Origin of the sequence: Pectobacterium sp. PL64 (genome assembly GCF_022477975.1) — a bacterium.
GTDB classification, from domain to species: domain Bacteria; phylum Pseudomonadota; class Gammaproteobacteria; order Enterobacterales; family Enterobacteriaceae; genus Pectobacterium; species Pectobacterium jejuense.
In genome coordinates, this window is record NZ_CP092070.1 from 1,557,480 (window position 1) to 1,584,273 (window position 26,794).

Consider the following 26,794-nt stretch of genomic DNA (forward strand, 5'->3'; position numbering starts at 1 on the left):
CATCACTCCATCATTTTTTCAATAGGCAGAACCAGAATGGAGCTGGCGCCCAACGATTTCAGCTTTTCCATCGTTTCCCAGAATAGTGTTTCGCTGCTGACCATGTGCATGGCAACGCGGCTTTGATCGCCAGCCAGCGGCAGAATGGTCGGGCGTTCGGCGCCAGGCAACAGGGCGATGACTTCTTCCAGACGTTCGCTAGGCGCGTGCAGCATGATGTATTTCGATTCACGCGCCTGAATCACGCCTTGCATACGGGTCAGCAGTTTATCGATCAGCAGCTGTTTCTCTTCTGGCATTTCGCCGTCGCGCTGAATCAGGCAGGCTTTGGAACGGTAAATCACTTCCACTTCGCGCAGGCCGTTGGCTTCCAGCGTGGCACCGGTTGATACCAGATCGCAGATGGCATCTGCCAGACCGGCGCGAGGTGCCACTTCAACGGAACCGTTGAGCAAACAGGATTTGAAATTGACAGATTGTCTGTCGAGATATTGTTTGAGCAGGTGAGGATAAGAGGTGGCGATACGTTTGTTTTGCAGACATTCAGGACCGGTATAGGCCTCGTCCAGCGGCATCGCCAGCGACAGGCGGCAGCCGCCGAAATCCAGACGGCGCAGCGTGAAGTAACGCGGATCTTCGCCCTGTGCACGACGGTTTAACAGCTCTTCTTCCAGCACGTTTTCGCCGATGATGCCCAGATCGACCACACCATCCATCACCAGACCGGGGATATCGTCATCGCGTACGCGCAGGATATCAATCGGCATATTTTCTGCGAACGCGATCAGACGCTGTTGCTGTAAGTTGATTTTGATCCCGCAGCGCGCCAGCAGTTCGCGTGAATCGTCGCTCAGGCGGCCTGACTTCTGCATTGCTATCCGTAAACGTGTTTTATCCAGCATGGAAACCTCATTAACCTGTCAAATTTAAATTTTTGGAAATAGAGCGAGCATAAAAAAACCCTCGGAAGATGATCTTCCGAGGGCTCTCTTTGTGTTCTGCGCCACTGGAAGATCTTAACGTCTTCCAGCACCAACTGCCCGAAAGACTAATCAGGATGATGGTGATGATGGTGGTTAAACAGAACGCGTGTCATAAGTTGTCTCTTTGTTGTGTCAGTATTTATTAAATCAGTAACGATTTCTGTCGAATAACCTAAACCATGTTCGGGTTGTTGTGCAACATTTTTTTAGCAGATGTGGGAAGTTCGTTTTGGTTGCGTGATGTGCTTGCCAAATCGCACGCGTTATCGGCTTGTGATAGACAGAAAACGTTACTGAAATCGAACAGGCAGCCGTAGCGATGGGTGTAAAAGCCGTTTACTCTGTTGTTGGTGCATGATGTTAATTAACAGGCTCCTTGCAGGGGAGAACAGCTGATGAAAAAAGTATCGATTGTGGGATTGGGCTGGCTGGGTATGCCGCTGGCTCTGGCGCTGAATGGGCACGGTTACCACGTGACAGGGACGAAAACCACTCAGGATGGCGTGGAAGCAGCGCGAATGAGCGGGATTGAGTGCTATCAACTGGCGCTGACGCCGGAACTGGAATGTGATGCAGACGAACTTAGCGCGTTACTACAGGTCGACGTGCTGATCGTGACCTTGCCCGCCAGCCGAACGGCGGAAGGGGGCGAAGGGTATGCGCAAGCGGTACAGCAACTGGTGAATATGGCGCGCGTGTTTCATGTCCCGCGTATTATCTTCACCAGTTCAACCTCGGTTTATGGCGATAGCAGCGGCACAGCAAGAGAAAACTCGCCGCTACAGCCGACGACGGTAGCAGGGAAAACGCTGGTGTCCCTCGAACAGTGGTTGCAGCATCTACCGGATACCTCCGTGGATATCTTACGTCTCGCGGGGCTGGTCGGAGGTGAACGCCATCCTGGGCGTTTCCTTGCGGGCAAAACTAATCTGCCACGCGGTAACCAGGGTGTGAATCTGGTGCATCAAGAGGATGTGCTGGCGGCGATCCTGCTGCTGCTGAAGCGACCAAACGGTGGGCATATCTATAACCTGTGTGCGCCAGAACATCCGGCCAAACAGGATTTTTATCCTGAGCAGGCGCGCAGATTGCACCTGTCTCCGCCGCAGTTTGCACCCGTAACCGACAACGATCAGGGGAAGATTGTTGATGGGAAGCGTATCTGCCATGAACTTGGGTTTGAGTATCAGTACCCTAATCCTTCAACGATGCCGCAGAACGAAGGCTTGTAGCGCTAACCGAAATCGGTGCTGCTTTTGATACCGCTATAGGGTTTCTGATACGCCCGGATGCGCATGAGGCCATCCGGGCGTGAAACGTTAAAACGACGTCCAGTCGCCTTCTGACGACGTAGCTTTTTTGTCTGCCGTTGATACACGTTTTGGCAGCGCGTGTCGTGGCGTAGAGGATGAGGCGCGTGAACCCGCACGGTTGTCAGATTGGGACACGCGGAAGTGCTCAAGCAACTTCTCTAACAACACGGCCTGTTCTTCCAGCGAGTTGGCGGAAATCGAGGATTCCATTACCAGCGAGGCGTTCTGCTGCGTCGTGGTGTCCAGTTCACTGATCGCCTGCGCGATTTGCCCAATTCCCCGGCTCTGTTCCTCAGAGGCGGAAGAAATTTCCCCCATGATGTCGTTCACGCGGGAAACGGAATCGACGATTTGCTCCATGGTTTCGCCCGCAACCGCCACAAGATGACTCCCCGCATTGGTACGCTCGACGGACTCTGCGATCAGGGACTCGATGTCTTTGGCAGCCTGAGAACTGCGCTGCGATAAACTGCGTACTTCGCCTGCGACCACGGCAAAACCACGGCCTTGTTCACCGGCACGCGCGGCTTCTACCGCGGCGTTCAGTGCCAGAATGTTGGTCTGGAAAGCAATGCTATTAATGACGGTAGTGATATCGGCGATTTTTTTGGAACTGGCCGGCGATATTGTCCATGGTCGTCACAACCTGTTTCACGACTTCGCCGCCTTTCAGCGCATTCTTGGAGGCATCGGCAGCGATCTGGCTGGCATGTTTGGCGTTGTCGGCGTTGTTTTTCACCGTTGACGTCAATTCTTCCATGCTAGCCGCGGTTTCAACGACGGCTGCCGACTGCTGCTCGGTGCGTGATGACAGATCGCTATTGCCTGTGGCAATTTTACTTGCCGACTGGCTGACGCTACCGACGCTGTCCCGCACTTCGGAGATGACGTGGCGCAGCTGTTCATTCATCGTCCCCATTGCGTGGGTAAGCCGTCCCAACTCATCGTGGCGATCGGTCTGAATCGAGGTAGTCAGATCGCCACTGGCAATGCGTTCCGCCAGCGATAGATTATGGATGATGGGCCGGGTAATAATCCGGGTGATGTAGATCGAAATAATGATACCGATGATGACGGCGATGAGACCTATAATCATGGTAACGGTGGCGGAGTGATAGGCCAGTTCATCATTTTTCGCTTTGATAATGGCCGTCAACGCGTTGATGTCTGCACTGCTTTTCGTTCCCGCTCTCATGACCAGATATTCTGCTTTTTTCACGTCATCGAAAGCGGTGTAATAGTCTGCGTTAATCTGTTGATATTGCTTGATGTAATTGCGTAACGCGTCAGCCTGGCTTTTCAGGTCGGCAGGTAAAATCGGTAAGGCCTGATAGGCTGATTCCGTTTCCGCATAACGGTTATTTAGTGCAGTGATTGTTTTCTCATCTTTTGTTATTTGCAGCTCATAACTCAGCTTTTGCACTTCACTTAACAAGAAAGCCAGTCTGCTCATCGCGTAATAAGCATCGTTATCGGGAAATGAACTGGTGCTCTGAATGGTCTGTGCAACAGGTTCCAGCGTGGCTTGTGCATGGAGTTGATTCATTTTTCCCTGAATCTCAACCGCTTTTTGTGTTGCAACAGACATAGCGGATACTGAGGTCTGAAAGCCCTCTAAGTTTTCTTTTAAGCTGTTGATGTGGCCTAACTCATCGGCGCTCCAGGCCAGAGTTTTTGCGCTGTCTGTTAAATCTGTCGCGCTTTTAACAAATTTCGCCAGAATATCTTTTGTCTTCTCATCGGGGGCGTATAAATATTTAACACGATTTATTTTTGCCTGAAATACCTCAATATTGATGCTGTATATAAGATTGGTCTTCTCATAGATATCTTTGATGTCTTTAAATCTTTTTGTACTAAGCGATGAGGCAACAATAACGAGTAATAAAATAATGCCAAATCCCGCATACAGTTTATGAGCGATTTTTGTGTTACGGATTCGACTAGCAAGATTCTGCATTACAACTCTCCATGTATAACGATTTTAGTAATAATGACTACGGTTTTATTGCTAACGATTATTTCGCGGTTAACGACGATGTCGTTTCTAACTACTGTAACTACTATGAGTTATCGGGTTTTCTTATCACGATGTTAGAGCCAAAGTAGGGGATAATAACATTTTGTGATGGGTATCAAGGCGGGCTGTGCAAATGCATAGTGTTTTATGGGAATACGGCCAAAATAACGTAGCTTACTGATTATTTAGCGATTTACTTATCGTTGAAATAATATTCTATTGATGAACTCAGCCCTGACGTCATATCAGGGCTGAGGGATCGAACGTTAGAAGTTAGGAGCTAGAACGTTGTCCAGCCGGAATCCTGCGATTGTTTTGATGCAGGCGGCAGGCGTTTCTGCTGTGGCGGTAAACCGGAGAGATTTGCTTTAGGTTTGCGCCCCTCGTGATCGGATAGGCGGAAGTTCGCTACCATGCTTTCCAGTATCGCAGACTGTTCTTCCAGCGAGTTAGCGGAGATCGAGGATTCCATCACCAGCGCCGCATTCTGCTGTGTGGTGGTGTCCAGTTCGCTGATGGCACGCGAGATTTGTTCAATGCCACGGCTTTGCTCATCGGAGGCGGAGGCAATTTCCCCCATGATGTCGTTAACCCGCGAGACAGAGGAAACGATCTGATCCATCGCCGTTCCCGCATTGGCCACCAGTTGCGTGCCCACATTGATACGCGACACTGATTCAGATATCAGGCTGGCGATTTCTTTTGCCGCTTGCGATGTGCGTTGAGAAAGCGTCCGCACTTCGCTGGCAACCACGGCGAATCCACGGCCTTGCTCACCGGCGCGTGCGGCCTCTACCGCGGCGTTCAGCGCCAGAATATTGGTCTGGAAAGCAATGCTGTTGATGACTGCGGTGATGTCGGCAATCTTCCGTGAGCTGTCTGAAATGCCTGACATAGTGTCCACTACATCCCGTACCACTTCGCCGCCTTTGTGCGCATTTTGCGAGGCTTCGGTACTGATTTGGCTCGCTTGTTTGGCGTTTTCGGCGTTGTTTTTCACGGTCGACGTCAGTTCTTCCATGCTGGCGGCAGTTTCTACCACTGCGGCAGACTGCTGCTCGGTGCGCGAGGAGAGGTCGCTGTTACCCGCGGCAATCTTGGCCGCAGAGGTTGACACGCTGTCCACGCTGTCACGCACATCGCTGATCATATGGCGCAGTTTCTCGTTCATTCTCCCCATGGCGGCCGTTAGCTGACCCAGCTCATCATCGCGATCGGCCACGATGGTTGACGTCAGATCGCCTGCGGCGATTTTTTCCGCCAGAGAAAGGTTGTGAATCACAGGGCGGGTGATTTGGCGGGTAATCAGCAGCGAGATGATAATGCCGATCACGACGGCGATGAGGCCAATGATCATTGTGATGGTCGCGGAACCGTATGCCAGTGCGTCATTCTTCTCTTTGACGATAGCGATAAGCGCTTTAATCGAGGCGCTGCTTTTATCCCCTCCGATCTTCACGCCGTCTTCGGCTTTTTTCAGATTGCTGACGCTCTGGAAGTAGTCAGCGTTGAGCTTTTTATAGCTGGTGACATAGCTTCGCAGGCCCTCTGCGGCGACCTGCTGTTCAGGCGTCAGTGCCGCAGTGGCGGCCTGGTAGCTGCTGTCAAAGCGGCCAAAAGCCTCATCGAGCTTCTTCGCAGCATCGGCATTTTGCTTAAGCTGTAACTCATAAGATAACTGCTTGAGATCTGAAACCTGCGTTGCCAAATCTTCAGCCTGATATTGCGTTGCGCTATCAGAAGGCTGCTGACGCAGCTTGGCGTAAAAATCTGCGGTAACGTTTTGTCCGTTGGCGGCGCTGATTTTGTCGCGATTTTCTACCACGCGCTGCGTGGCTTTCCCCATCTTGGTGATCGCGTTCTGGAATTTGGTCAGGTTCTGGCCGAGATCGTTGACGAGGGGAGTGCCTTCTGGACTCCATGAGAGCGTTTTCGCTTCCGTGGTTAACTCTGAAGCATGTTTAACGAAGCCCGCCATGGTTTCACGCGACTTCTCTTCATACGAATAAAAATACTTCAGGCGGTTTATTTTGGCCTGAAAGACTTCGATGTTGATGTTGTAAATAAGATTGGTTTTCTCATAAATATCACGAATTTCTCTGAAGCGACCTGCGCTCAGTAGCGATGCAATGATGACCAGTAGCAGGATCACCCCAAACCCAAGATACAGCTTTTGGGATATTTTAAGATTTCTGATTTTTTTGGCTAAGAACATGACGTCTCTCCGGGGATGAATTACTGGTGTCAGGTAAAAATTAATGAAGGCACGACCCATAATGCTTATCGGATTTATAGTGATTTTTTTTAGTGTGAGTGAAGAAACTAATAATAATTTGTGAGGCTTCTCTCTTATTTTTGGACAACTGCACAGCAGGCGCCGGTTGAATTACCAATCTGCGTTATGCTAACTGGTATAAGAATAAACACAGAAAATTGTGATTGTTTTTTTTAATTTTTAAAAACTTGAGAGGGAATAGGTTAATTCAGACATAAATTGAAATATAAATAGGATAAAAATAACGAATGGTTAAGTTTGGACGTAATATTGCTGACGCGTACCCAAGTAGTGAATGACGTTATTACTTTATCTGACTTTTATCTCAATTTTTATCGCAGACTGTCGTCTGACTGTACCGCATGCCCTATGACGGCTAACCTCGCCGCCATAGGATAGGGGCGGGATCTAGCCGGTGCTTTTTGTGCGATACAGCCGGCGTGGATGACCAATCTTGCCGTAACGCATTTCGATGTCGAGGAACTGGTTTTCAACGCCGAACTCCAGATAGCGGCGCGCCGTCGTTTTACTGAGTCCGGTTTTTTCGACGATATCATCAACAGAATAGAGGGTATCGCCGCCATCGTTGGCAAAAATCTGCTTGATCAGCCCCAGCGTGTTCTCTTCAATGCCTTTTGCTGAGGAGGAGGTGGCTGTGCCGGACGATTGCAACTGATAGAGAATATCGACGTTCTGCTGATCGACAATTTTGTAAGTGTGCTGGGTTTTCACGAATTGAATAAATCGCTCCAGCGAAGAGCGCAGCCGTGGGTAGGAAAGCGGTTTGATTATGTAGTCAAAAGCCCCGCAGCGAATCGCCTGAGCACAGGTGTTCATATCGCTGGCGGCGGTAATAAAGATGACGGAACAATCCATCCCTTTGAGTAGTTGGCTTTCAATTAGCGAAACCCCTTCGCCGTCGGGCAAATAGTTATCCAGCAGGATCAGGCGCGGCCTGTGCTGCTGAAGGAGCTTTTTAGCTTCAAAAAGCGTAGCGGCAATCCCGACGACACGCAGATTGAAATGTTTCTCAATAAATTCAGCATGAATGTTTGCCAGCTTACTTTCATCTTCAACGATTAAGACATCGAAATGTTCAGTGTGCTGCATGGTGTAAATCCCTGTTAGTCTCTGAATTATAAAATAGTGTGTCCGCTATACCTCAAGCGGCCTGTGCGTTGTTCACTACGCGCCGCTCAAATTATGGGGGGGACATCGGAATAAATAGGGAAAATATGCTGCCACTCGGCTGGTTGGCCGAGACCTCGATCATTCCCTGAGCCTGATTGACGTAGCTGGCCACCAGATGCAGCCCCAGCCCGTGATCGCCCTGTGTTTTGCTGGTCACGCCCATTTCAAACAGGCTATCGGCAATAGCTGGATCGATACCCGTTCCCTGATCGGCGATTTCAATGACCAGCTCTTGTTCACTGTTATAGATGTACACCTCGACAGGATAATGTGGCGCGGTGGTGGCTAATGTGGCTTCCATCGCGTTATCCAGCAAATTACCAATGATGGACATCAGCTCCGTTTCGCTCAGCGCGGGGGGAATGTGGGTGAGCTGGCAGCGTGGGTCGAAAACAATCTCAATGCCTTTTTCCCGTGCTGTCGCGTACTTGCCCAGCAGCAGCCCGCACAGCGCGGGCGAACAGAAGCGGCGGGAAACAAAATCCAGCACCACCTGTGCGCTTTCCGACTGCGCTTCAATATATTTGATAGCTTCGTCATAGCGTTTTAGGTGCAGCAGTCCGGCCAGCGTCGCCGTCCAGTTCAACTGCTCGTGGCGCAAAATGCGCAGACTATTCGCGTAACGCTTCACCTGACTGAGTTGCATGCTAAGCGTATGAATATCGTTTTTACCGCGGAAGCTGATAACCCAGCCCTGAAGCTCATCTTCCAGCATGATCCGCACCCGGCTGGCAATCACGGTCGCGTGGTTAAAACGGCAGATTTCATCGTGGGTGTCGCTGTTCCACATGGCCTCGCCGGAGAAAAAGGGCACGGGCTTAATGACGGTATCAATCGGCTTGCCGCGCAACAGATAGGAGGGTTCGTTCAGCCCGAGGATTTCTTTGGCCGCATGGTTAATGGCGGCAATGCGGTGCTGCTTATCGATGGCGATCACCCCTTCGTAGATCGATTCGAGCAACGCCTTCTGCTGCCTGACCAGCATACGAATCTCAAGGGGTTCGAGGCCAAACATCTGTTTCTTCAGATTACGCGAGAACCACCAGGAAAAGAGAAACAGCGCGACAAACATCGCCAGAATCGCCAGCAGGATATGCGCCAGTTTACTGAGCGTCAGATTATCGATATGGGTTTTCAGATAGCCGACGGAGACAATACCAATCACCTGGCCATCAGCCACGATCGGCGCTTTGCTGCGTAGTGAGATGCCAATGCCGCCCCGGCGCACGGTGATAGTGCTTTTCCCGGCGAGCACCTCAACGTTATCACCGCCCACCATCTGCGTGCCGACAAGACTGGCATCTTCAGAATGAAACAGGTGATGCGCCTGATTATCCCCGACCACGATATAGCTGGCGTCGCTGCGCAGCTTCAATTGCTGGACGAGCGTGCTTATCTGCTTAATGTCTTTATGCTTCACGGACTCAATCAGGGACGGAATGATGGCGATTTCTCTGGCCTGTACCTGCGCTCGTGTACCCAGCTCGGAATAGAGCTGCTTATCGATATCGTGATAATAATAAATACCCGTCATCAGAAGTAACGAAGAGAAGAAGACGATCAAATAGATAAATAATTTGATATGAAAGGAAAGTCTCACTCTCATGATGTGCGGTAGCCTACTGGTGGACGAAAAATAGCTGATGAATTTATCACGAATGGTAATAAGAATGGGCTGAGAGGAAAAAACTTGTGAGCAATAACACGTTTAAATAGGTTGTTACCAATATGATGACGGTAATAAATAGATAAAATTAAACGCATCTGTTTTCTTTAATAAACAACTTAATTACGTTTTATCAACATAGTCATTTTTAGGAAATAAAAACCATAAACTCCATAGAAACCGTAAAGTTTATTTTGAGCGTAAAATCATCTAACCGCCTGCGTAATAAACGATTTTTGAATATAAACCATAAAAACCATAAACGCCTTTAAAACTCATTTTTTAATTTGAAGGGAATCACATAATAATAGGCACTCGACCCCTATCATTCGCGGACAAAATAAAACGGGGACAGAGTTATGAGTACGACTGATGATTCATATATTGTGGTAAATAATGAGGCGGCTGGGAAGGCCTCATTAAAGGAAAAATGGTGGCACGTTCTGGATACCTATAAAGTAGGTATTATCCCTGTGCCACTCTTTATGCTGGCGGGGGTATTAATCGGCATCGACTGCCTAAGTGGCAAGTTGCCGAGCGACATCGTCGTGATGGTGGCGACGCTGGCATTCTTCGGGTTTGCCTGTGGCGAATTTGGTAAACGTCTGCCGATTATCGGCAAGATGGGGGCGGCGGCAATCTGTGCGACCTTTATCCCTTCGGCGATGGTGCATTACGGCCTGCTGCCGGACGTTGTCGTTGAATCCACGACCAAGTTCTATAAAAGTACCAACATCCTGTATCTCTACATCTGCTGCATTATCGTCGGCAGTATCATGAGTATGAATCGGCAGACGCTGATTCAGGGCTTCCTGCGTATTTTCTTCCCTATGCTGTGCGGTGAAGTTGCCGGCATGCTGGTGGGCATGGGCGTCGGTATTGCGCTTGGCCTGGATCCGTTCCAAATCTTCTTCTTCCTGATTCTGCCGATTATGGCGGGCGGGGTGGGGGAAGGTGCTATCCCGCTGTCTATCGGCTATGCCACGATTCTGCATATGGATCAGGGCGTTGCGCTAGGGCGCGTCTTGCCTATCGTCATGCTGGGTAGCCTGACCGCGATCATCCTTGCCGGTGTTCTGAATCAGTTGGGTAAACGCTATCCACACCTGACCGGTGAAGGCGAACTGATGCCGAATAAAGACAATAATCTGGGCGGCGGCGCAAGCAGCACACCGGCTTCAGCCTTTAGCGGCAAAGCCGATGTCACGACGATTGCCTCTGGCGCGCTGCTGGCAATCCTGCTGTACATGGTGGGCATGCTTGGCCACAAAGTCATTGGCCTGCCTGCACCGGTTGGCATGCTGTTCGCGGCGGTGCTGGTGAAGTTGGCTCACGGTGTTTCACCGAAAATGCTGGAAGGTTCTCAGGTCGTTTACAAATTCTTCCAGACCTCTGTGACGTATCCGATTCTGTTTGCCGTTGGCGTGGCGATTACGCCGTGGCAGGAACTGGTGAACGCTTTTACGATTCAAAACCTGCTGGTGATTATTTCTACCGTGGTGACGCTGGTTGCGACCGGTTTCTTTGTGGGTAGAAAAATCGGTATGCACCCGATTGATGTTGCCATTATTTCCTGCTGCCAGAGCGGACAGGGTGGTACCGGTGACGTCGCCATTCTGACGGCAGGTAATCGTATGGTGCTGATGCCCTTCGCGCAGATTGCTACGCGTATCGGCGGTGCGATTAACGTTTCGATTTCACTGCTGGTGCTCGCCAACTTTTTAGTCTGATGCCATTCAGAAAATAAAAAGGCGCTGAGCTAAATAAGTATTACGTTGAGAAATGAGCTGAGTTAACAGAATAAAACCGCCACTGCGCGTGGGTTTATTTTGCACAGGAAATATTATGAAACTTGCAAGCTATCGTTATAACGGTAAGGACAGTTACGGCATTTATACGCCAGCGGGATTAATCGATCTCGGCGGTAAAATTGGCCACCGCTATCCCGATCTGAAAACGCTGCTGGCGCAGAATGCGCTACACGTGGCACACGAATTCAGTATGAGCACACCGGATATTCCGGTCGCGGATGTGACGTTCTTACCGGTTATTACCGCACCGGGGAAAATACTGTGCGTGGGGATGAATTACGCCGCTAAGCGTCAGGAATTTAATGAAGAGAATCCCGCGCCAACCTTATTTGTGCGCTTTGCAGATTCGCAAACTGGACATGCGACGCCGGTGATCAAACCGCATTACTCCAGCGAGTTCGATTATGAAGGCGAGCTGGCAGTCGTTATCGGTAAAGGTGGACAGAATATTGCTCAGGATGTCGCGCTCGCTCATGTCGCAGGCTACAGCTGCTACATGGATGGTTCTGCGCGTGACTGGCAGCACAGCTGGTTTACCGCTGGCAAGAACTGGCAGAAAACCGGCGCATTCGGCCCCTATCTGACCACCACGGATGAAATTCCCGATCCGCATGTGCTGGCAATCCGCACGTATCTGAATGGCCGCATGGTGCAGGACGACAATACCAGCAGCATGATCCACAAAGTCGCGGAATTGATTGAGTACATCAGCACCTTCACCGAGCTGAGTGCCGGCGACGTGATCATTACCGGTTCGCCGGGCGGCGTGGGTAAAAAACGCAATCCGCCGCTGTTTATGAAAGCGGGTGATTGCATTGAAGTTGAAATCGAAAACATTGGCCATTTGCGTAACACGATCGTGGATGCCGCTGCGCCGGTGAAATCGGTTCCGGCAGCCGCTGAAGCCGTCGCGCACTGAATATCTGTGTCAGTACCAGGCTGCCGGCGCTAAACCGGCAGCCTGCAATAGATTGCCTAAATAATTCGAGTTGCAGGAAGAACCGTGATGTATGCCAATGATTCCGTCTTTTTTGACACGCTGGATGTGCGCCTTCGGGAGCAGGAGAGGAACGCGGTGCGCCAGTTCCTCGCACATTGCCAGCTCGGCATGGATGACGATATTGACATCGTGGTGGTTGGCAAACGGGGCGGGCGGCTGATTGCCTGCGCGGGGCTGGCCGCCAACACCATTAAGTGCGTTGCGGTCGATCCGGAATTCAGACACCTGAATCTGGGCGTGCAGGTGGTGAACGAAGTCATGCAGCAGGCGGCGCAGCGCGGCCACTTCCACCTGTTTCTCTATACCCGACCGGAAAATGTCGACATCTTTCGCGGATGTGGCTTCTACCCGCTGGCGTGCTATCAGGATAGCGCGGTGCTGATGGAAAACACGCCGATTGGCATCCAGCAGTATTGCCAGTCTTTGGCGGCCTTTGCGCACCCTGAACCGCTTACCACGCGAACAGATAAAAAGATCGGCGCGATCGTGATGAACGCGAATCCCTTCACGTTGGGCCACCGCTATCTGGCGGAACATGCGGCGCAGTCGTGTGACTGGCTGCACGTATTCGTAGTGCGGGAAGACGTGTCCTTTTTCCCGTTCAGTGAACGTCTGGAGATGGTGCAGCGCGGCGTGGAACACATCCGCAATGTGACGGTACATGCTGGTTCGAACTACATGATCTCTAAGGCGACCTTTCCCGGCTATTTCCTGAAGGAAGAGAAACTTATCACCCGTGCCCATGCGGCGCTGGATTTAATTATTTTCAGGAAATATATCGCGCCAGCGCTCGGCATTACCCAGCGCTTCGTCGGCACCGAACCCTTTTGCCCGGTGACGTATCAGTACAACCAGGACATGCACTACTGGCTGGAGAAAGACCAGACGGTGTCTTCCCCGGCGTTAAACGTGGTTGAAATTGAACGTAAACGGCAAACCTCAGGACTGGCTATTTCCGCCTCGGAAGTCAGGAAATTACTCAAACTTCGGCAGTACAGCCGTATTCAGGACATCGTGCCGGCCTCAACCTTTGCGCATTTACAGCACTACTACGAACCCGAATACGCGTAATTAAAATTAATCAGGATAAGTCTATGAAGATTGTTAAGGAGTCCCTGGCAGGCACCTTTGAATCCAGCGATTTGCTGGTCAAAGTGGCACCGGCTGACGGGAAACTCACCGTGGTCATCAACAGTGAAGTGATGAAACAGTTCGGTCACCAAATCAAACAGGTCGTGAATGACACGCTGAAAGAGTTGGGCGTACAGGAAGGGACGATCATTGTGGATGACAAAGGCGCGCTGGATTGTGTCATCCGTGCTCGCGTGCAAAGCGCGGTACTGCGCGCTGCAGACGGACAGCAGATTGAATGGGAGAAATTGTCATGAATAAACTTCGCCGCAGTATGTTATTCCTCCCGGGTGCGAACGCCGCCATGCTGTCCAATGCGTTTATTTATAAGCCTGACTCCATTATGTTCGATCTGGAAGATGCCGTTTCCCTGCGCGAGAAAGATACCGCGCGCCTGCTGGTTTTCCATGCGCTCCAACACCCGATGTACCGTGATATTGAAACCGTGGTGCGCATCAACCAGCTCAGTACGCCGTTTGGCCTGCTGGATCTGGAAGCGGCCGTGCGCGGCGGTGCCGATGTGATTCGCCTGCCGAAAACTGACTCTACTGACGATGTCGATGAGCTGGAACATCATCTGGTTCGTATCGAAAAAGCCTGCGGTCGTGAAGTTGGCTCTACGCGCATCATGGCTGCGATTGAGTCTGCGGTTGGCGTAATTAACGCCGTCGCGATTGCACGCTCTTCCGAACGCATGATCGGCATTGCGCTGGCGGCGTTTGACTATGTGATGGACATGCAAACGGAACGCGGTGACGGCACGGAGCTGTTTTATGCCCGTTGCGCGGTGCTGCACGCGGCTCGCGCTGCCGGTATCGACGCTTTTGACGTGGTCTATCCCAACGTTAATGACGATGCGGGCTTCCTGAAAGAGGTCGATCTGATCCGCAGACTGGGTTTCAACGGTAAATCCCTGATCAACCCACGTCAGATTGAGCTGTTACACAACGCTTATGCCCCGACACAGGATGAAGTGGACTATTCCCATCTGGTGATCAAAGCCGCCGAAGAGGGTGAACGTGCCGGTCTGGGCGTGATTTCCCTGAACGGGAAAATGATCGACGGGCCGATTATCGACCACGCCAGAAGAGTTTTGGAACGTGCTCAGGCCTCTGGCGTTCGCAAATAGCCATTGCGTGATTGCACCGCAATTGCCGCTCTCAGGAATCACAGGATTAGACAATGAGTCATTTTATTGAAGCACTGCAAAAGCAGTACCCGGAAAAACGCCATCTGCAACCCTTCGTCAACGCTAATCAACATACGCCGTGGCTGAATGATGTCGCACAAAAACATGAACGCAAACTGTGTGCCGATCTGGAAGAGGCGATTCGTCACAGCGGACTGAAAGACGGGATGACGATCTCTTTCCACCACCATTTCCGCGAAGGCGATAAAGTCATTAATCGGGTGATTGATACGCTGGCACGGATGGGTTTTCGCGATCTGACGCTGGCATCCAGCTCGCTGATGAGCTGTAACGCATCGCTGATCGACCATATTAAAGCGGGCGTAGTCAGCCGGATTTACACCTCGGGGATGCGCGGCAAACTGGCCGATGCCATTTCTCATGGGTTAATGAAAGAACCGGTACAGATTCATTCCCACGGCGGTCGCGTCCATTTGCTGCAAAACGGTGAACTGAATATCGACGTCGCGTTCCTCGGCGTGCCGTGCAGCGATGAATTTGGCAACGCCAACGGCACCGCTGGGAAATCCAGCTGTGGCTCGCTGGGCTATGCGATGGTCGATGCGCAGTTTGCCCGTAAAGTGGTGCTGTTGACCGAAGCGCTGGTGCCGTTCCCGAACATGCCGGCCAGCATTGTGCAGGATCAGGTGGACTACCTCGTTCAGGTCGATGAAGTTGGCGATCCGGCCAAAATCAGCGTAGGCGCGGCGCGCGTCACCAGCAACCCGCGTGAGCTGTTGATTGCCCGTTCTGCGGCAGACGTGATTGAGCATGCCGGTTATTTCAAAAATGGTTTCTCGATCCAGACCGGTTCGGGCGCGGCCTCGACGGCGTGTACGCGTTTCCTCGAAGATAAAATGCGTCAGCAGAACATCGTGGCGCGCTTCGCCCTCGGCGGCATCACGGGCGGTATCGTCGATCTGCACGAAAAAGGGTTGATCGAAAAACTGATCGATACCCAATGTTTCGATGCCAATGCGGCCGCATCGCTGGCGAAGAATCCAAATCACGTCGAGATTTCCACTAACGTTTACGCCAACCCCAGTTCTAAAGCAGCCTGCTGCGACCAACTGGATATGGTGATTCTCAGCGCGCTGGAAATTGACACCGACTTTAATGTCAACGTGATCACCGGTTCAGACGGCGTGATGCGCGGCGCGTCCGGCGGGCACTGTGACGTCGCAACGGCAGCGAACCTGACCATCGTCGTTGCGCCGCTGATTCGTAGCCGCATCCCGACCGTGGTGCGTCAGGTGACGACGCGGGTTACGCCGGGAGAAAGCATTGACGTACTGGTGACCGATCACGGCATTGCCGTCAACCCGGCGCGCCCTGAGGTAGCTGAACGCCTGAAACAGGCGGGGCTGACGGTGATGACGATTGAAGCGCTGTATCAGCGTGCGATTGCGCTGGTGGGTGAACCACGCGCTATCGAGTTTCACGATCGCATCGTTGGTGTGATTCGCTATCGCGATGGCAGCGTGATTGACGTCGTTCGTCAGGTGAAAGAAGCCGACGAATAAGCGGTAAACGCATGAGGGAATCGACGATGACAAAGACTGTTTCCATCTCGCTGGAAACCTTACTCGCGGCGAAGGAACGCCGCGCAGTTCGCCAACAAGAATGGCTTGCCCGCCACGGTGCGACGCTGGTGTCGCTGACGCTAGTCACGCCGGGGCCGGTAAAAGATAGCGAAAGCTATCGGCAGGTGATGGCCGAAGCTATCAAATCTTTTGCCTTATTGTGTCAGATACGGGGGTGGACGGTGCTGGAGCAGCAGACATGCTGGCTGGCAACGGGCGCGGAAGGGCTGTGGGCGATCACCAAAGATGCGCTATCGGTGAAGGCCGCAACCATTGCGTTGGAAGATAGCCATGAGCTAGGGCGACTATGGGATTTCGACATCTTCAGCCCAGAAGAGGGATCGATTGGCCGGTCGATGTTGGCGCACAGCGGGCGAACGTGTCTATTGTGCGACCAGATGGCACACGCCTGTAGCCGTTCGCGCCGTCATTCGCTGCCTGAGCTGCTTGAGCACATTGAGGAAAAGGTGAATGCCTACTTTATGCCAGCTTGACGGCGTACTGTCGGCTGCGGTATCCCGTTCCGTAGTCGGCGATTATCGGGAGCGCGACTCGTTACCGGATATCGACCGGCGCGTGGCGAATGCGCTGACGATGGAAGTGATGCTGACGCCGAAGCCCGGACTGGTGGATCGCGCTAATAACGGATCTCACCGCGATATGGATGTCGCGCTGTTTCAGGCCAGTATTCAGGCGATCTCCCCCTGGTTCTGGCATTTTACCGACGCGGGTTATCAGCACGCTAACACACCGCTAGCGCAGTTGCTGTCTCTGGTTCGGCCTATCGGTATCGCCTGCGAACAGGCGATGCTGTCAGCGACGAAAGGTGTGAATACCCATAAAGGTGGGATTTTCGCGTTTGGCCTGCTGTGTACCGCCGCTGGTTGGCTGGCAGGGCGGGGAGAGCGTGTAACGCAGCGCAGCCTGTGCGATAGCGTGGCAGCAATGTGTCACGATTTGGTGCGAAATGAGCTGGAGACGTGTTCTGGAGCGGCGACGGCGGGTGAACATCTCTATCAGCGTCATGGCCTGACGGGGGCGAGGGGAGAAGCTGCCAGTGGTTTCAATACCGTATGCCAATATGCGTTGCCTGCCTTGCAGCAGGCAATGGCTGCCGGGGCGGATGGCGACACCGGGCTGTTACATACGCTACTGGTGTTGATGGCTCACAATCCTGACACCAATGTCGTTTCACGCGGCGGCATGGACGGACTGGCGTTTGTGCAAGATTACGCACGGAGATTACTGGCGGGTCCACTGGATCGTCAGGCGTTGAGAGAAATGGACGACGCGCTGATTGCCAGAAACCTTAGCCCCGGCGGCAGCGCCGATTTACTGGCGTTAACCTGGCTGCTGTATCACTATCCTGCCGAATAGCAAACGAACGGGGGCGATAAAAGACGCTGGCAGCGACGCGCTGGTAGCCGCGGCACATTTTATTATTTGACCGCGCCTTAACACTTTTCCTCTTGTTCCACTAAAGTTATTGAGAAAATTGCCGATATCGTTTTCACCAACTTCTACCCGTCATACTTCGAGTTACGTACGTGCTGGCTGCTCAAATTCCTTTCTACGAGTTTGTTCTTCGCTTGTCACGTGACGAGGCGCATAAGTGTGCCTCGCCCTAAGGGCCAACGTTTTACGTTGTTCAAAACGATAGCGTTTTGTCCTGTCATTCGATGTATTTAAGGTAGGTTTCATGCTGTTTTAGGTACTCCGAGTAATCGTTTTCAATATGCAGCCAGTGCAGTGCATCGTGTTGGCGCACATGGGACTTGAAAGATAACGAAGAGGCGTGCATCAATATAAGCCATTGACACATACTCTGTGTAAACAATGGTGGGGATGAAAGCGGTGAATGAAAATTTGAAAGAGCAGTTTGTTAAGCGCAACAAACTGGCCATCTGTGCAACACTGCGCGAGTTAAAGAAGAATGATACGTCTTTGATGGTTCATCATTCTCACGGACAGTTCATCAGTAAAATTCTTGACGTTGTACCCGATAACAACCTGTTTGTCTTCGATTTAGGCGGCATTGAGCGTGAGAATAACCGCGCGCTGTATGCCGGGGCGCTGTCTTTTGTTGCAGAACCTGCCGGTGCAAAAGTTGAATTCAATGCTGAAATTGCGAAAACGGTAACTTACGACGGGCTGCCAGCCTTTAGCGCGCAGATTCCTGAACTGCTTTATCTTATCCAACGCAGAACCTATTTCCGCATCAACACGCCGCTGTGGCCGCCGTTGACGTGCCGTGGCGAACTGCCGGATGAGAGCGTTTTCCTGTTCACCATCAAAGATCTCTCTTTGGGTGGATTGAGCCTGTATACCGACCGTGATACCACGGGGCTGTTGACCGAAGGCGACATCATTAAGAGCGTGGAGATGGATCTGGCTGACCACGGTTTTTTCTGTGTTGATTTGCAGTTCGTCGGTCAGGCAATGGTGAAGATCGTCGATAACAAAGGTGAATTGAAACTGACGCAGCGTTTGAGCTTCAAGTTCCCCTCACTGAACGCGTCGCAGGAACGGGATCTTCAGCAGGTGATTTTTGAGTTGGAAAGATTACAAAACGAAAAGAAAAAGCGATTCCAGGAGTTGTAATTTTTAAGCACAACGTTTTGTTTGGGCTTCACACATAACAGCAACGTTTTTATAACGAGTATTCGCTTATTTATCCTACTTATTACCCATAAGTCATGCGAAAAGCCAACTTATGGGCTTCTCGAGGAAGGGTAGGGATAAATAAATGGTTTCCAACGTTCTCAGAGCCTTGTCAGATGAGATCGAGTGGTGCAGAATACGCGCCTTGCAAATAACCGACGTCTAATAGCGTCGGTTATTTTTTTACATTTATGCTCGTCAACCTTCAAGGTTACAGGGGTATTGGTGTGGTTTCTTACCTTCTCTGTGGCTCAGGTTTGCTGGGTATAGGGTCTTCAACCAAAGAGGCCGGACAACGATCCGGATAGATAATTTTGTGTGTGCCTGTGAGCACAGTGAGGAAAGGAAAGATGGGGCAATTAACACGTTTCGCACCGGTGCCCGCCGGTTTGTGCTGCAAAGGTATTGGTTATGGCGCGACGCAGTCGCAAGTTATCTCTGGTGCTATTACAGCCACCTCTTCTCATCGTGATTCAGGCGAGTCCTGTATCCATCTATTTGTTTCCGGTGCGTATGCGCCTGCCGTGATGAACGGAGGTGTGCGCCATGTCGCTTGATTCTCAGCTGCCTAATGCTGGCGCAAAACGTGCTCAGTTAAAAAGAACGCTCACGCTGTGGCCTGTCGTTATGATGGGGCTGGCGTACATGCAGCCGATGACCATTTTTGATACGTTCGGTATCGTGTCTGGCCTGACCGACGGTCATGTGGCGACGGCCTATGCGTTTGCGCTGGTCGCCATTCTGTTCACGGCGCTGAGCTATGGCAAATTGGTAAAACGTTTCCCATCTGCAGGTTCTGCTTATACCTACGCGCAAAAAGCGATCAGTCCGCACGTCGGATTTATGGTCGGCTGGTCGTCGCTGCTGGACTATCTGTTCATGCCGATGATCAACATCCTGCTGGCGAAAATCTATCTGGAAGCGATCTTCCCCGGCGTACCATCATGGATTTTTGTCGCGGCGCTGGTCGGCTTGATGACGCTGTTTAACCTGCGTGGCATCAGTCTGGTTGCTAACCTGAACTCCATTATCGTGGTGGTGCAGGTTGCGATCATGGCGGTATTCCTCGGTCTGGTGATTCACGGTGTTTACCTGGGCGAAGGAGCCGGTACGCTGGCCAGTACGCGTCCGTTCTGGTCTGAGAACGCCCACGTGGTGCCGATGATTACCGGTGCAACCATTCTCTGCTTCTCGTTCCTTGGTTTTGACGGCATCAGCTCGCTGTCGGAAGAAACGCAGGATGCCGGTCGGGTGATTCCAAAAGCCATCTTCCTGACGGCGCTGATCGGCGGCGTGATCTTTGTTGCCGTGGCGTACTTCCTGCAACTGTATTTCCCGGATATCTCGCGCTTTAAAGAGCCGGATGCATCTCAGCCGGAAATCATGCTGTACGTTGCGGGTAAATTCTTCCAGTCCGTTATTCTGGTGTTCTCCTGCGTCACCGTACTGGCATCCGGTATGGCGGCACATGCAGGCGTGTCTCGCCTGATGTATGTCATGGGTCGTGATGGCGTATTCCCAGAGCGTTTCTTCGGCTATATCCACCCGAAATGGCGTACGCCGTCTTTGAACGTCTTGCTGGTTGGCGTGATTGCACTGTCTGCAGTGTCGTTCGATCTGGTGACGGCCACTGCGCTGATCAACTTCGGTGCGCTGGTGGCGTTTACGTTCGTGAACCTGTCGGTCATTTCACAGTTCTATATTCGTGAGCGCCGTAACCGCACGGTGAAAGACACTATTAACTTCCTCATACTGCCTGTGCTGGGTGCGTTGACGGTGGGTGCGCTGTGGGTGAATCTGGAAGCCAGCTCGATGACGCTGGGTCTGGTGTGGGCAACGATTGGATTGCTCTATCTGGCATTTGTGACGCGCAGTTTCCGTCAGCCAGTACCGCAATGTAGCGAAGAGCCGGTTTAAATAAACCGACGACTTGCATGAAAGAAAAAGCGGAGCCCATGTGCTCCGCTTTTTTTATGGCTTTAGGCGGCTATCTTAGCCCACCAGCTCCTGCGCATAGGCGTACAGCGCTTTTAGCTGTGCCATCTTCTCTTTATCATCTTCGTGCAGTTGATACAGATTGCTGAGTTCTGACAGATAGTCCTGCAAGCGCTCCGGCGTAAATATTGCACGCCGATGCTGCAACCAGCGCTGCTGTTCGCGGTCGTCCAGCGTGCCGGGGAAATTGCGGGCGCGATAGCGGAAGAGCAGCGGTTCCAGGCGATTATCGGCAAACGTGAGATCCAGCGCGGGCAGGTTCTGCGGGGCGGTCTCCTGAATAATCTTCATCGCCATGCGGTCGGCATCGCCAAAGAAGCCATCATAAAGCCGTAAATCGACATCATCAGATGCGGCGAACGCGGGGGCTTCAGCAAACAGCTCCACCACTTTTTCTCTGACGCTCGCGTTGTTGCGCAGCAGCGCCAGATTATCCAGACAGCGTTGACGATCGATACCCAATCTTTCTGCGTCTTCCGGCCGTAAGGTATTGGCTGGTGCTAAGACCGGACATTTATTGATGTGCACCAGCTTGAGTGGAACGGCACTCTGATCCGCTTCCAGCGCATCCCGGCGAGTGTATAACCGCTCGCGTAATGCTGCGCTGTCCAGCTCCAGCAGCGGTGTCATATCGCCAGCCAGATCGCACATGATGACCGCATTACGGTTGTCCGGATGCCAGGCGAGCGGCACAACCCAACTGGTATTGCTCCTCGCCGCGCCAAACATGCCAGACACGTGAACGAGCGGCTTCATTTGCGGGATATCAATCAGCGCGGAAATTTTGTTTTTGTTACGCAGCGGGAACAGATATTCAAACAGTTTAGGCTGCGCCTGCTTGAACAGCTTCGCCATAGCGATGGTGGCATAAACGTCGGACATCGCATCATGCGCCTGTTCGTGCGAAATACCGTTGGCTTTTGTCAGATGCTCAAGGCGGAAGCTGGGCAGGCCGTCATCGTTTTCCGGCCACACGATGCCTTCCGGTCGCAGGGCATAGCAGGCACGTAACGCATCCAGCAAATCCCAGCGGGAATTGCCATTTTGCCAGCTGTAGGCGTAAGGATCGTAGAAGTTGCGATAGAAAATATTGCGGCTGACTTCATCATCAAAGCGAATGTTGTTGTAGCCCATAATGCAGGTGCCGGGCACGCTGAACGCGTCGTGGATCTGACGGGCAAATTCCGCTTCATTGACGCCTTTTGCCAGCGCGACCTGTGGCGTAATGCCGGTGATCATCACCGCTTCTGGTTCCGGCAGGTAATCATCCGCCGGACGACAATAAATGACGAGCGGCTCACCGATAATATTGAAATCCATATCGGTACGGACACCCGCAAACTGCGCGGGGCGATCGCGTGCTGGATGTTTACCGAACGTCTCGTAGTCATGTATGAAAAAAGTGGGTTGTGTTTTCTCGGCCATATATGCAGTTAGCTACGTGTGCGCGCTGAGCCTGAAATCAGGCAAAACAATCTGGAAAACGGCAAGGATACCATTGAATCCACTTTTCTGTGGCGCTTTCCTGATTTGCGTCACTTCCCTGACTTACATCAATAGGAGGGTAGACAGAATCGCTAGGCATGACTGTGTCCATTCGGTTACAATTTTCGTTCTAATGCGAATGATAATTAAATTCTTTATTACCCCGTAGATCACTCTGCGGGGTGGCATTCGGCAACAAACAGCGAAATGGAGAACACACTTATGCGGTTAAATGCGGTGCGATTGAATGCAGCGTTTGCAGTGAAGGCGACGTTATTGGCATCTATGTTTGTTCTGGCCGGCTGCGATCAGCAGGCATCGTCTTCAGAAGGAAGTCACACGGTCAGCATTGAGCATGCGCAGGGCACCACTCAGGTTCCACAGCCGCCGAAGAAAGTGATTGTGTTTGATCCTGCCTCATTGGATACGCTGGACGCGTTGAAGGTTGAAGGGATTGCCGGTGTACCAAAAAGCAGCACGCCGCTGCCCGCGTTTTTATCAAAATACAACAGCGATACTTACCTGAACGCCGGGACGCTGTTTGAGCCTGCCTATGAAGCGCTCAGCAGCGCGAAGCCCGATCTGATTATTGCCGGTGGACGTACGCGCGATGCCTACGACAAGTTGAGCGGCATTGCACCGACGATCTCGATGGATGTGGATGAGCACCAGTTTATGACGAGCTTTATCCAACGCATCGAACAACTGGGCACCATCTTCGGTAAAGAAGATGAAGCGAAGAAACAGATTGATGATTTCAAACAGCAGATCGCCCAAACGCGCGCTAAAACGGAAAATGCAGGCAATGCGCTGGTTCTGATGGTCAGCGGCGGCAAAATGTCTGCCTACGGTCCTAAGTCGCGCTTTGGCTTCGTGTTTGATGAGCTGGGCTTTAAACCCGCGACCGAGTTCCCTGAATCCGGCCGTCATGGCAACGTGGTGACCTCTGAATTCTTACTGAGCGTAAACCCGGAGTGGCTGTTCATCCTCGATCGTGACAGTGCGATTGGTCGCCCGGGTGGCGAATCGGCCCAGCAGGTGCTGGATAACCCGCTGATTCACAAAACCAACGCCTGGAAAAATAATCGCGTGATCTATCTGGATTCTGCATCGCTGTATATCGCTGGGGGGCTGCAAAGCTATAAAAACCTCGTGACTACCGTCAGTGACGCGTTAGATAAGCAATAACGGCAGGTTACGGCAGAATCAATGAAGTCTCTTTACTATTCGCTGGGCCTCGTTTTTCTGGCCTGCATGATCGTTGTCAGTCTGTTTGTTGGGGCAGGGCAACTGAATATGCAGGCTGTGTGGAACGACCCGGAAATGCGCGATATTTTCTTTATCAGCCGCGTTCCTCGCACGCTAGCTTTGCTGCTGGCAGGCAGTGCCATGAGTGTGGCTGGTCTCATCATGCAGTTGCTGACGCAAAACCGTTTTGTTGAACCGTCTTTGGCGGGGACGACACAGTCGGCTAGCTTAGGTTTGCTGGTGGTGATGATCGCCGTGCCCGGTGCGACGATTTTCACCAAGATGGTGGTGGCGAGCCTGTTCGCTTTAGCGGGTACCTTCCTGTTCATGATGCTGCTCCAGCGGATTGTGCTGAAATCTGCGCTGGTGGTGCCGCTGGTCGGCATTATGCTGGGTGCGGTGATCAGTTCAATCACCACGTTTGGCGCGATGTATTTTGATCTGCTACAGGCGCTCGGCAGTTGGGAATCCGGCGATTTCTCCGGTGTCTTGCAGGGGCGTTACGAGCTGCTCTGGCTGGTTGGGGCGTTAACGCTGGTGGCCTGCTGGATTGCTGACCGCTTCACGGTCGCAGGCATGGGGCGCGAGTTCTCCGTCAATGTCGGTCTTAACTATCGGCAGGTGATGATGATGGGGCTGAGCATTATCGCCATCGTCAGCGGTGTGGTAGTCGTGGTGGTCGGCAGCTTGCCGTTTATCGGGCTGATCGTGCCGAACCTGATCAGCATGATGATGGGCGACAATGTACGCAAAACGATCCCGTGGGTGTGCCTGCTCGGCGGCGGTCTGGTGCTGTGCTGCGATATTATCAGCCGCGTGATTCGCTATCCTTTCGAGATTCCGGTGAGCGTGATTCTTGGCGTCATTGGCGCTGCCGTTTTCCTTCTCCTATTGCTAAGCCAGAAACGCCATGTCAGTCAATGAACGTAATACGGTGCTGACCGGAGCCGTCAGCGAAAAACGTGCGGGGTTATCGCCGACGCAGCGGTTGATGTGGTTGGCTATCGCTGCTGCTGTGGTGATCGTGCTGTTTATGACCATCAATCTAGGCAGCAACCTGCGCTACATTTTGACGCACCGCGGGCTGATGTTGACGACGATGTTGCTGGTGGCATTTGCCGCCAGTGCGTCGACGGTGCTGTTTCAAACGGTGACGAATAACCGGGTGCTGACGCCGTCGATTATGGGGTTTGAAGCCCTGTTTATCCTGATTCAGACCTCGCTGGTATTTGTTTTCGGCATTAGCGGCATTCCGGGTCTGGGCGTTGAAGGTAAGTTTGTTCTTGAAACGCTGCTGCTCATTCTCTTCTCCGCGCTGCTGTACCGCTGGCTGTTTACCGGCAGCCGCAATAACCTGCATCTGGTTTTACTGGTCGGGATTATCTGCGGCACGCTGTTTCGCAGCATGGCGGGCTTAATGCAGCGTTTGCTGACGCCCGGCGAGTTCGCCATCTTACAGGGGCGGATGTTTGCCACCTTCACCCGTACTGTGCCTGAACTGGTGGCGCTGTCGGTTGGAATTACGCTGGTGGTCGCGGTGGTGATCTGGCGTATGCGCTTTCGGTTTGATGTACTGGCGCTGGGGCGTAATAACGCGATTAACCTGGGTATCGACTACAAGCGCAGCGTCACGATCATTCTGCTGCTGGTTTCCGTGCTGGTTGCCATTTCAACGGCGCTGGTCGGTCCGCTCACCTTTTTGGGCTTTATGGTCGCGAACCTTGCCTATTTAGTTATTGGTTCCAGCCAGCATCGCCTGTTGCTGCCCGCGGCTTTCCTGCTGGGCGTCATTTCACTGGTTGGTGGACAGCTGGTGCTTGAGCATCTGCTGGATATGTCTGGGGCGCTGTCTGTCGTGATCGAATTTGTGGGTGGGTCGCTGTTTATTGTGTTGCTACTGAAAAAGGTTTCCGTGTGATTGAGATCGGCAATGTAACCAAAGCGTATAACAACGTTAAGGTATTAGATAATGTCACCGCGACGGTGCCGCGCGGTGGCGTCACGTCGATTATCGGCCCGAATGGTGCAGGGAAGTCGACATTGTTGTCCATCATCAGTCGCCTGCTGGACGCGGATCGCGGACAGGTAAAGGTCAACGGCATGGACGTGATGACCACGCCAAGCGATAAGCTGGCGACGTGTTTGTCTGTGTTGCGGCAGGAAAACCAGTTTACCAGCCGCTTAACGGTAGCAGAGCTGGTAGGTTTCGGCCGCTATCCTTATACCAAAGGGCGACTGAATGCTGACGATCGTGAACGCATCAGCGCCGCGCTGGCATTCCTCAACCTGACCGAATTGAAAGATCGCTTTTTAGATGAGCTTTCTGGCGGCCAGCGTCAGCGGGCCTACGTCGCGATGGTGCTGTGTCAGGACACGGAATATGTACTGCTGGATGAACCGCTGAATAATCTGGATATGAAACACGCGGTGGCGATGATGAAGCAAATTCGCCGTGCGGCCGATGAACTAGGCAAAACCATCGTGCTGGTTATCCATGATATCAACTTTGCTTCCGCCTATTCGGATTACATCATTGCGATGCGCAAAGGACAGATCATCTACACGGGAAAACCGGAAGACATCATGGTATCCGAGGTACTTGAAGATATTTTCGATACGGAAGTGACCATCGAGCAGGTTCATAACCAGCGTATCGCGGTATATTATCGTTGATGGTTGATGACAGATTATCCGCTCAGCGAAGTGTTAGCGCAAAGGGCGTAAGCACTGCTTGAAAGACGCTGGGTATAACCTGTATGGTGAATGCATAAAGAATTTATGTATGACTTAAGGTAAGGGTAAAAGATGGATAAGGACACTAAGCCGTGTTTCCAGGATGTGCTGGAATTCGTGCGCATGTTTCGTCGTAAAAACAAACTTCAGCGTGAAATCGTCGACAACGAAAAGAAAATTCGTGATAACCAGAAGCGCGTTCTGCTGCTGGACAACCTGAGCGAATATCTTAAACCTGGCATGTCCATTGAGGACGTACAGAATATCATCGCCAACATGCGCGGTGATTATGAAGACCGCGTTGATGACTACATCATCAAAAACGCCGATCTGTCGAAAGAGCGCCGTGAGCTGTCTAAAAAGCTGAAAGCGATGGGCGAAGTCAAGTAACCTGACGCACCATTTCTTATGGTAAATAGCTATGGTAAATAGCTACTGTAAAAGGATCGCTTCTGCGGTCCTTTTTCTTTTGGCTCTTACGCCACATCCTGCTTTTTTGCTTATCCACTT

General features: G+C 52.0%; 23 protein-coding genes, 1 pseudogene and 1 other annotated feature. Of the genes and pseudogenes, 17 read left to right on the top strand and 7 right to left on the bottom strand.

Features of this window, described 5'->3' with window-relative positions; translation table 11 throughout:
* Nucleotides 1–2 precede the first annotated feature (2 nt).
* Nucleotides 3–902: an ATP phosphoribosyltransferase gene (gene hisG / locus HP572_RS06735; protein WP_010277135.1), complete on the bottom strand. Its 900-nt coding sequence runs from the start codon at nt 900–902 to the stop codon at nt 3–5.
* Between the two features lie 49 nt (nt 903–951).
* Nucleotides 952–1,073, bottom strand: a sequence feature (His leader region).
* Nucleotides 1,049–1,096 carry a his operon leader peptide gene (hisL, locus tag HP572_RS06740; RefSeq protein ID WP_106389040.1) on the bottom strand — a complete coding sequence of 16 codons (48 nt, stop codon included), beginning with the start codon at nt 1,094–1,096 and terminating at the stop codon, nt 1,049–1,051. (Overlaps the previous feature by 25 nt.)
* Nucleotides 1,097–1,378: 282 nt before the next feature.
* Here hisL and HP572_RS06745 point away from each other — a divergent pair, with 282 nt between their 5' ends.
* Nucleotides 1,379–2,215 (top strand): SDR family oxidoreductase, encoded by an 837-nt coding sequence (locus tag HP572_RS06745; protein ID WP_240585144.1) that lies wholly within the window; start codon nt 1,379–1,381, stop codon nt 2,213–2,215.
* A gap of 87 nt (nt 2,216–2,302) precedes the next feature.
* Here HP572_RS06745 and HP572_RS06750 read toward each other — a convergent pair.
* The 4 genes and pseudogenes from HP572_RS06750 to HP572_RS06765 form a co-directional block, all read right to left on the bottom strand.
* Nucleotides 2,303–4,256 (bottom strand): annotated as a pseudogene (locus HP572_RS06750) (methyl-accepting chemotaxis protein).
* A 340-nt stretch (nt 4,257–4,596) separates the two neighbouring features.
* Nucleotides 4,597–6,531, bottom strand: coding sequence for a methyl-accepting chemotaxis protein (locus HP572_RS06755; protein WP_240585145.1), 1,935 nt, complete (start codon nt 6,529–6,531; stop codon nt 4,597–4,599).
* A 468-nt stretch (nt 6,532–6,999) separates the two neighbouring features.
* The gene (locus HP572_RS06760) at nt 7,000–7,701 is read right to left on the bottom strand and encodes a response regulator (protein WP_240585146.1); all 702 of its coding nucleotides are present in this window, start codon (nt 7,699–7,701) and stop codon (nt 7,000–7,002) included.
* Between the two features lie 91 nt (nt 7,702–7,792).
* Entirely contained in the window at nt 7,793–9,388 is a 1,596-nt protein-coding gene (locus HP572_RS06765) for a sensor histidine kinase (protein ID WP_240585147.1), read from the bottom strand.
* Nucleotides 9,389–9,807: 419 nt separating this feature from the next.
* Between HP572_RS06765 and HP572_RS06770 the strand changes: the two genes are divergently transcribed.
* The 11 genes from HP572_RS06770 (at nt 9,808) to HP572_RS06820 (ending at nt 20,740) form a co-directional block, all read left to right on the top strand.
* The gene (locus HP572_RS06770; protein WP_205550808.1) at nt 9,808–11,178 is read left to right on the top strand and encodes a 2-hydroxycarboxylate transporter family protein; all 1,371 of its coding nucleotides are present in this window, start codon (nt 9,808–9,810) and stop codon (nt 11,176–11,178) included.
* A 115-nt stretch (nt 11,179–11,293) separates the two neighbouring features.
* On the top strand, nt 11,294–12,178 hold the full coding sequence (locus tag HP572_RS06775; protein WP_240585148.1) for a fumarylacetoacetate hydrolase family protein: 885 nt from the start codon (nt 11,294–11,296) through the stop codon (nt 12,176–12,178).
* 87 nt (nt 12,179–12,265) lie between these two features.
* The gene (gene citC, locus HP572_RS06780) at nt 12,266–13,330 is read left to right on the top strand and encodes a [citrate (pro-3S)-lyase] ligase (protein WP_240585711.1); all 1,065 of its coding nucleotides are present in this window, start codon (nt 12,266–12,268) and stop codon (nt 13,328–13,330) included.
* 23 nt (nt 13,331–13,353) lie between these two features.
* On the top strand, nt 13,354–13,647 hold the full coding sequence (gene citD / locus HP572_RS06785) for a citrate lyase acyl carrier protein (RefSeq protein WP_040031959.1): 294 nt from the start codon (nt 13,354–13,356) through the stop codon (nt 13,645–13,647).
* A complete protein-coding gene (citE, locus tag HP572_RS06790; RefSeq protein ID WP_039357952.1) occupies nt 13,644–14,519 on the top strand; it encodes a citrate (pro-3S)-lyase subunit beta in 876 nt (291 codons plus the stop codon). Before citD ends, citE begins: the two co-directional genes overlap by 4 nt.
* A gap of 53 nt (nt 14,520–14,572) precedes the next feature.
* The gene (gene citF, locus HP572_RS06795) at nt 14,573–16,102 is read left to right on the top strand and encodes a citrate lyase subunit alpha (RefSeq protein ID WP_240585149.1); all 1,530 of its coding nucleotides are present in this window, start codon (nt 14,573–14,575) and stop codon (nt 16,100–16,102) included.
* 26 nt (nt 16,103–16,128) lie between these two features.
* Nucleotides 16,129–16,656 carry a citrate lyase holo-[acyl-carrier protein] synthase gene (gene citX, locus HP572_RS06800; RefSeq protein ID WP_205550802.1) on the top strand — a complete coding sequence of 176 codons (528 nt, stop codon included), beginning with the start codon at nt 16,129–16,131 and terminating at the stop codon, nt 16,654–16,656.
* Nucleotides 16,634–17,539 (top strand): triphosphoribosyl-dephospho-CoA synthase CitG, encoded by a 906-nt coding sequence (gene citG, locus HP572_RS06805; RefSeq protein ID WP_240585150.1) that lies wholly within the window; start codon nt 16,634–16,636, stop codon nt 17,537–17,539. Before citX ends, citG begins: the two co-directional genes overlap by 23 nt.
* A 468-nt stretch (nt 17,540–18,007) precedes the next feature.
* A complete protein-coding gene (locus HP572_RS06810; RefSeq protein WP_014915103.1) occupies nt 18,008–18,763 on the top strand; it encodes a flagellar brake protein in 756 nt (251 codons plus the stop codon).
* Between the two features lie 410 nt (nt 18,764–19,173).
* Nucleotides 19,174–19,380 carry a hypothetical protein gene (locus HP572_RS06815; RefSeq protein WP_240585151.1) on the top strand — a complete coding sequence of 69 codons (207 nt, stop codon included), beginning with the start codon at nt 19,174–19,176 and terminating at the stop codon, nt 19,378–19,380.
* Nucleotides 19,370–20,740 (top strand): APC family permease, encoded by a 1,371-nt coding sequence (locus HP572_RS06820; protein WP_240585152.1) that lies wholly within the window; start codon nt 19,370–19,372, stop codon nt 20,738–20,740. Before HP572_RS06815 ends, HP572_RS06820 begins: the two co-directional genes overlap by 11 nt.
* A 75-nt stretch (nt 20,741–20,815) precedes the next feature.
* On the opposite strand, the gene sbcB is transcribed toward HP572_RS06820, so the two are convergent.
* A complete protein-coding gene (gene sbcB / locus HP572_RS06825; RefSeq protein ID WP_240585153.1) occupies nt 20,816–22,243 on the bottom strand; it encodes an exodeoxyribonuclease I in 1,428 nt (475 codons plus the stop codon).
* A gap of 303 nt (nt 22,244–22,546) precedes the next feature.
* Between sbcB and HP572_RS06830 the strand changes: the two genes are divergently transcribed.
* The 5 genes from HP572_RS06830 (at nt 22,547) to tmaR (ending at nt 26,674) form a co-directional block, all read left to right on the top strand.
* Nucleotides 22,547–23,491: a siderophore ABC transporter substrate-binding protein gene (locus HP572_RS06830; protein WP_371745326.1), complete on the top strand. Its 945-nt coding sequence runs from the start codon at nt 22,547–22,549 to the stop codon at nt 23,489–23,491.
* 21 nt (nt 23,492–23,512) lie between these two features.
* Nucleotides 23,513–24,475, top strand: coding sequence for an ABC transporter permease (locus HP572_RS06835; RefSeq protein WP_174868240.1), 963 nt, complete (start codon nt 23,513–23,515; stop codon nt 24,473–24,475).
* Nucleotides 24,462–25,469 carry an iron chelate uptake ABC transporter family permease subunit gene (locus HP572_RS06840; protein ID WP_240585155.1) on the top strand — a complete coding sequence of 336 codons (1,008 nt, stop codon included), beginning with the start codon at nt 24,462–24,464 and terminating at the stop codon, nt 25,467–25,469. The genes HP572_RS06835 and HP572_RS06840 overlap by 14 nt, the downstream gene beginning before the upstream one ends.
* The gene (locus HP572_RS06845; protein ID WP_240585156.1) at nt 25,466–26,224 is read left to right on the top strand and encodes an ABC transporter ATP-binding protein; all 759 of its coding nucleotides are present in this window, start codon (nt 25,466–25,468) and stop codon (nt 26,222–26,224) included. The genes HP572_RS06840 and HP572_RS06845 overlap by 4 nt, the downstream gene beginning before the upstream one ends.
* 132 nt (nt 26,225–26,356) lie before the next feature.
* Nucleotides 26,357–26,674, top strand: a complete 318-nt coding sequence (tmaR, locus tag HP572_RS06850; RefSeq protein ID WP_005967626.1) for a PTS system regulator TmaR — start codon at nt 26,357–26,359, stop codon at nt 26,672–26,674.
* Nucleotides 26,675–26,794: the final 120 nt, after the last annotated feature.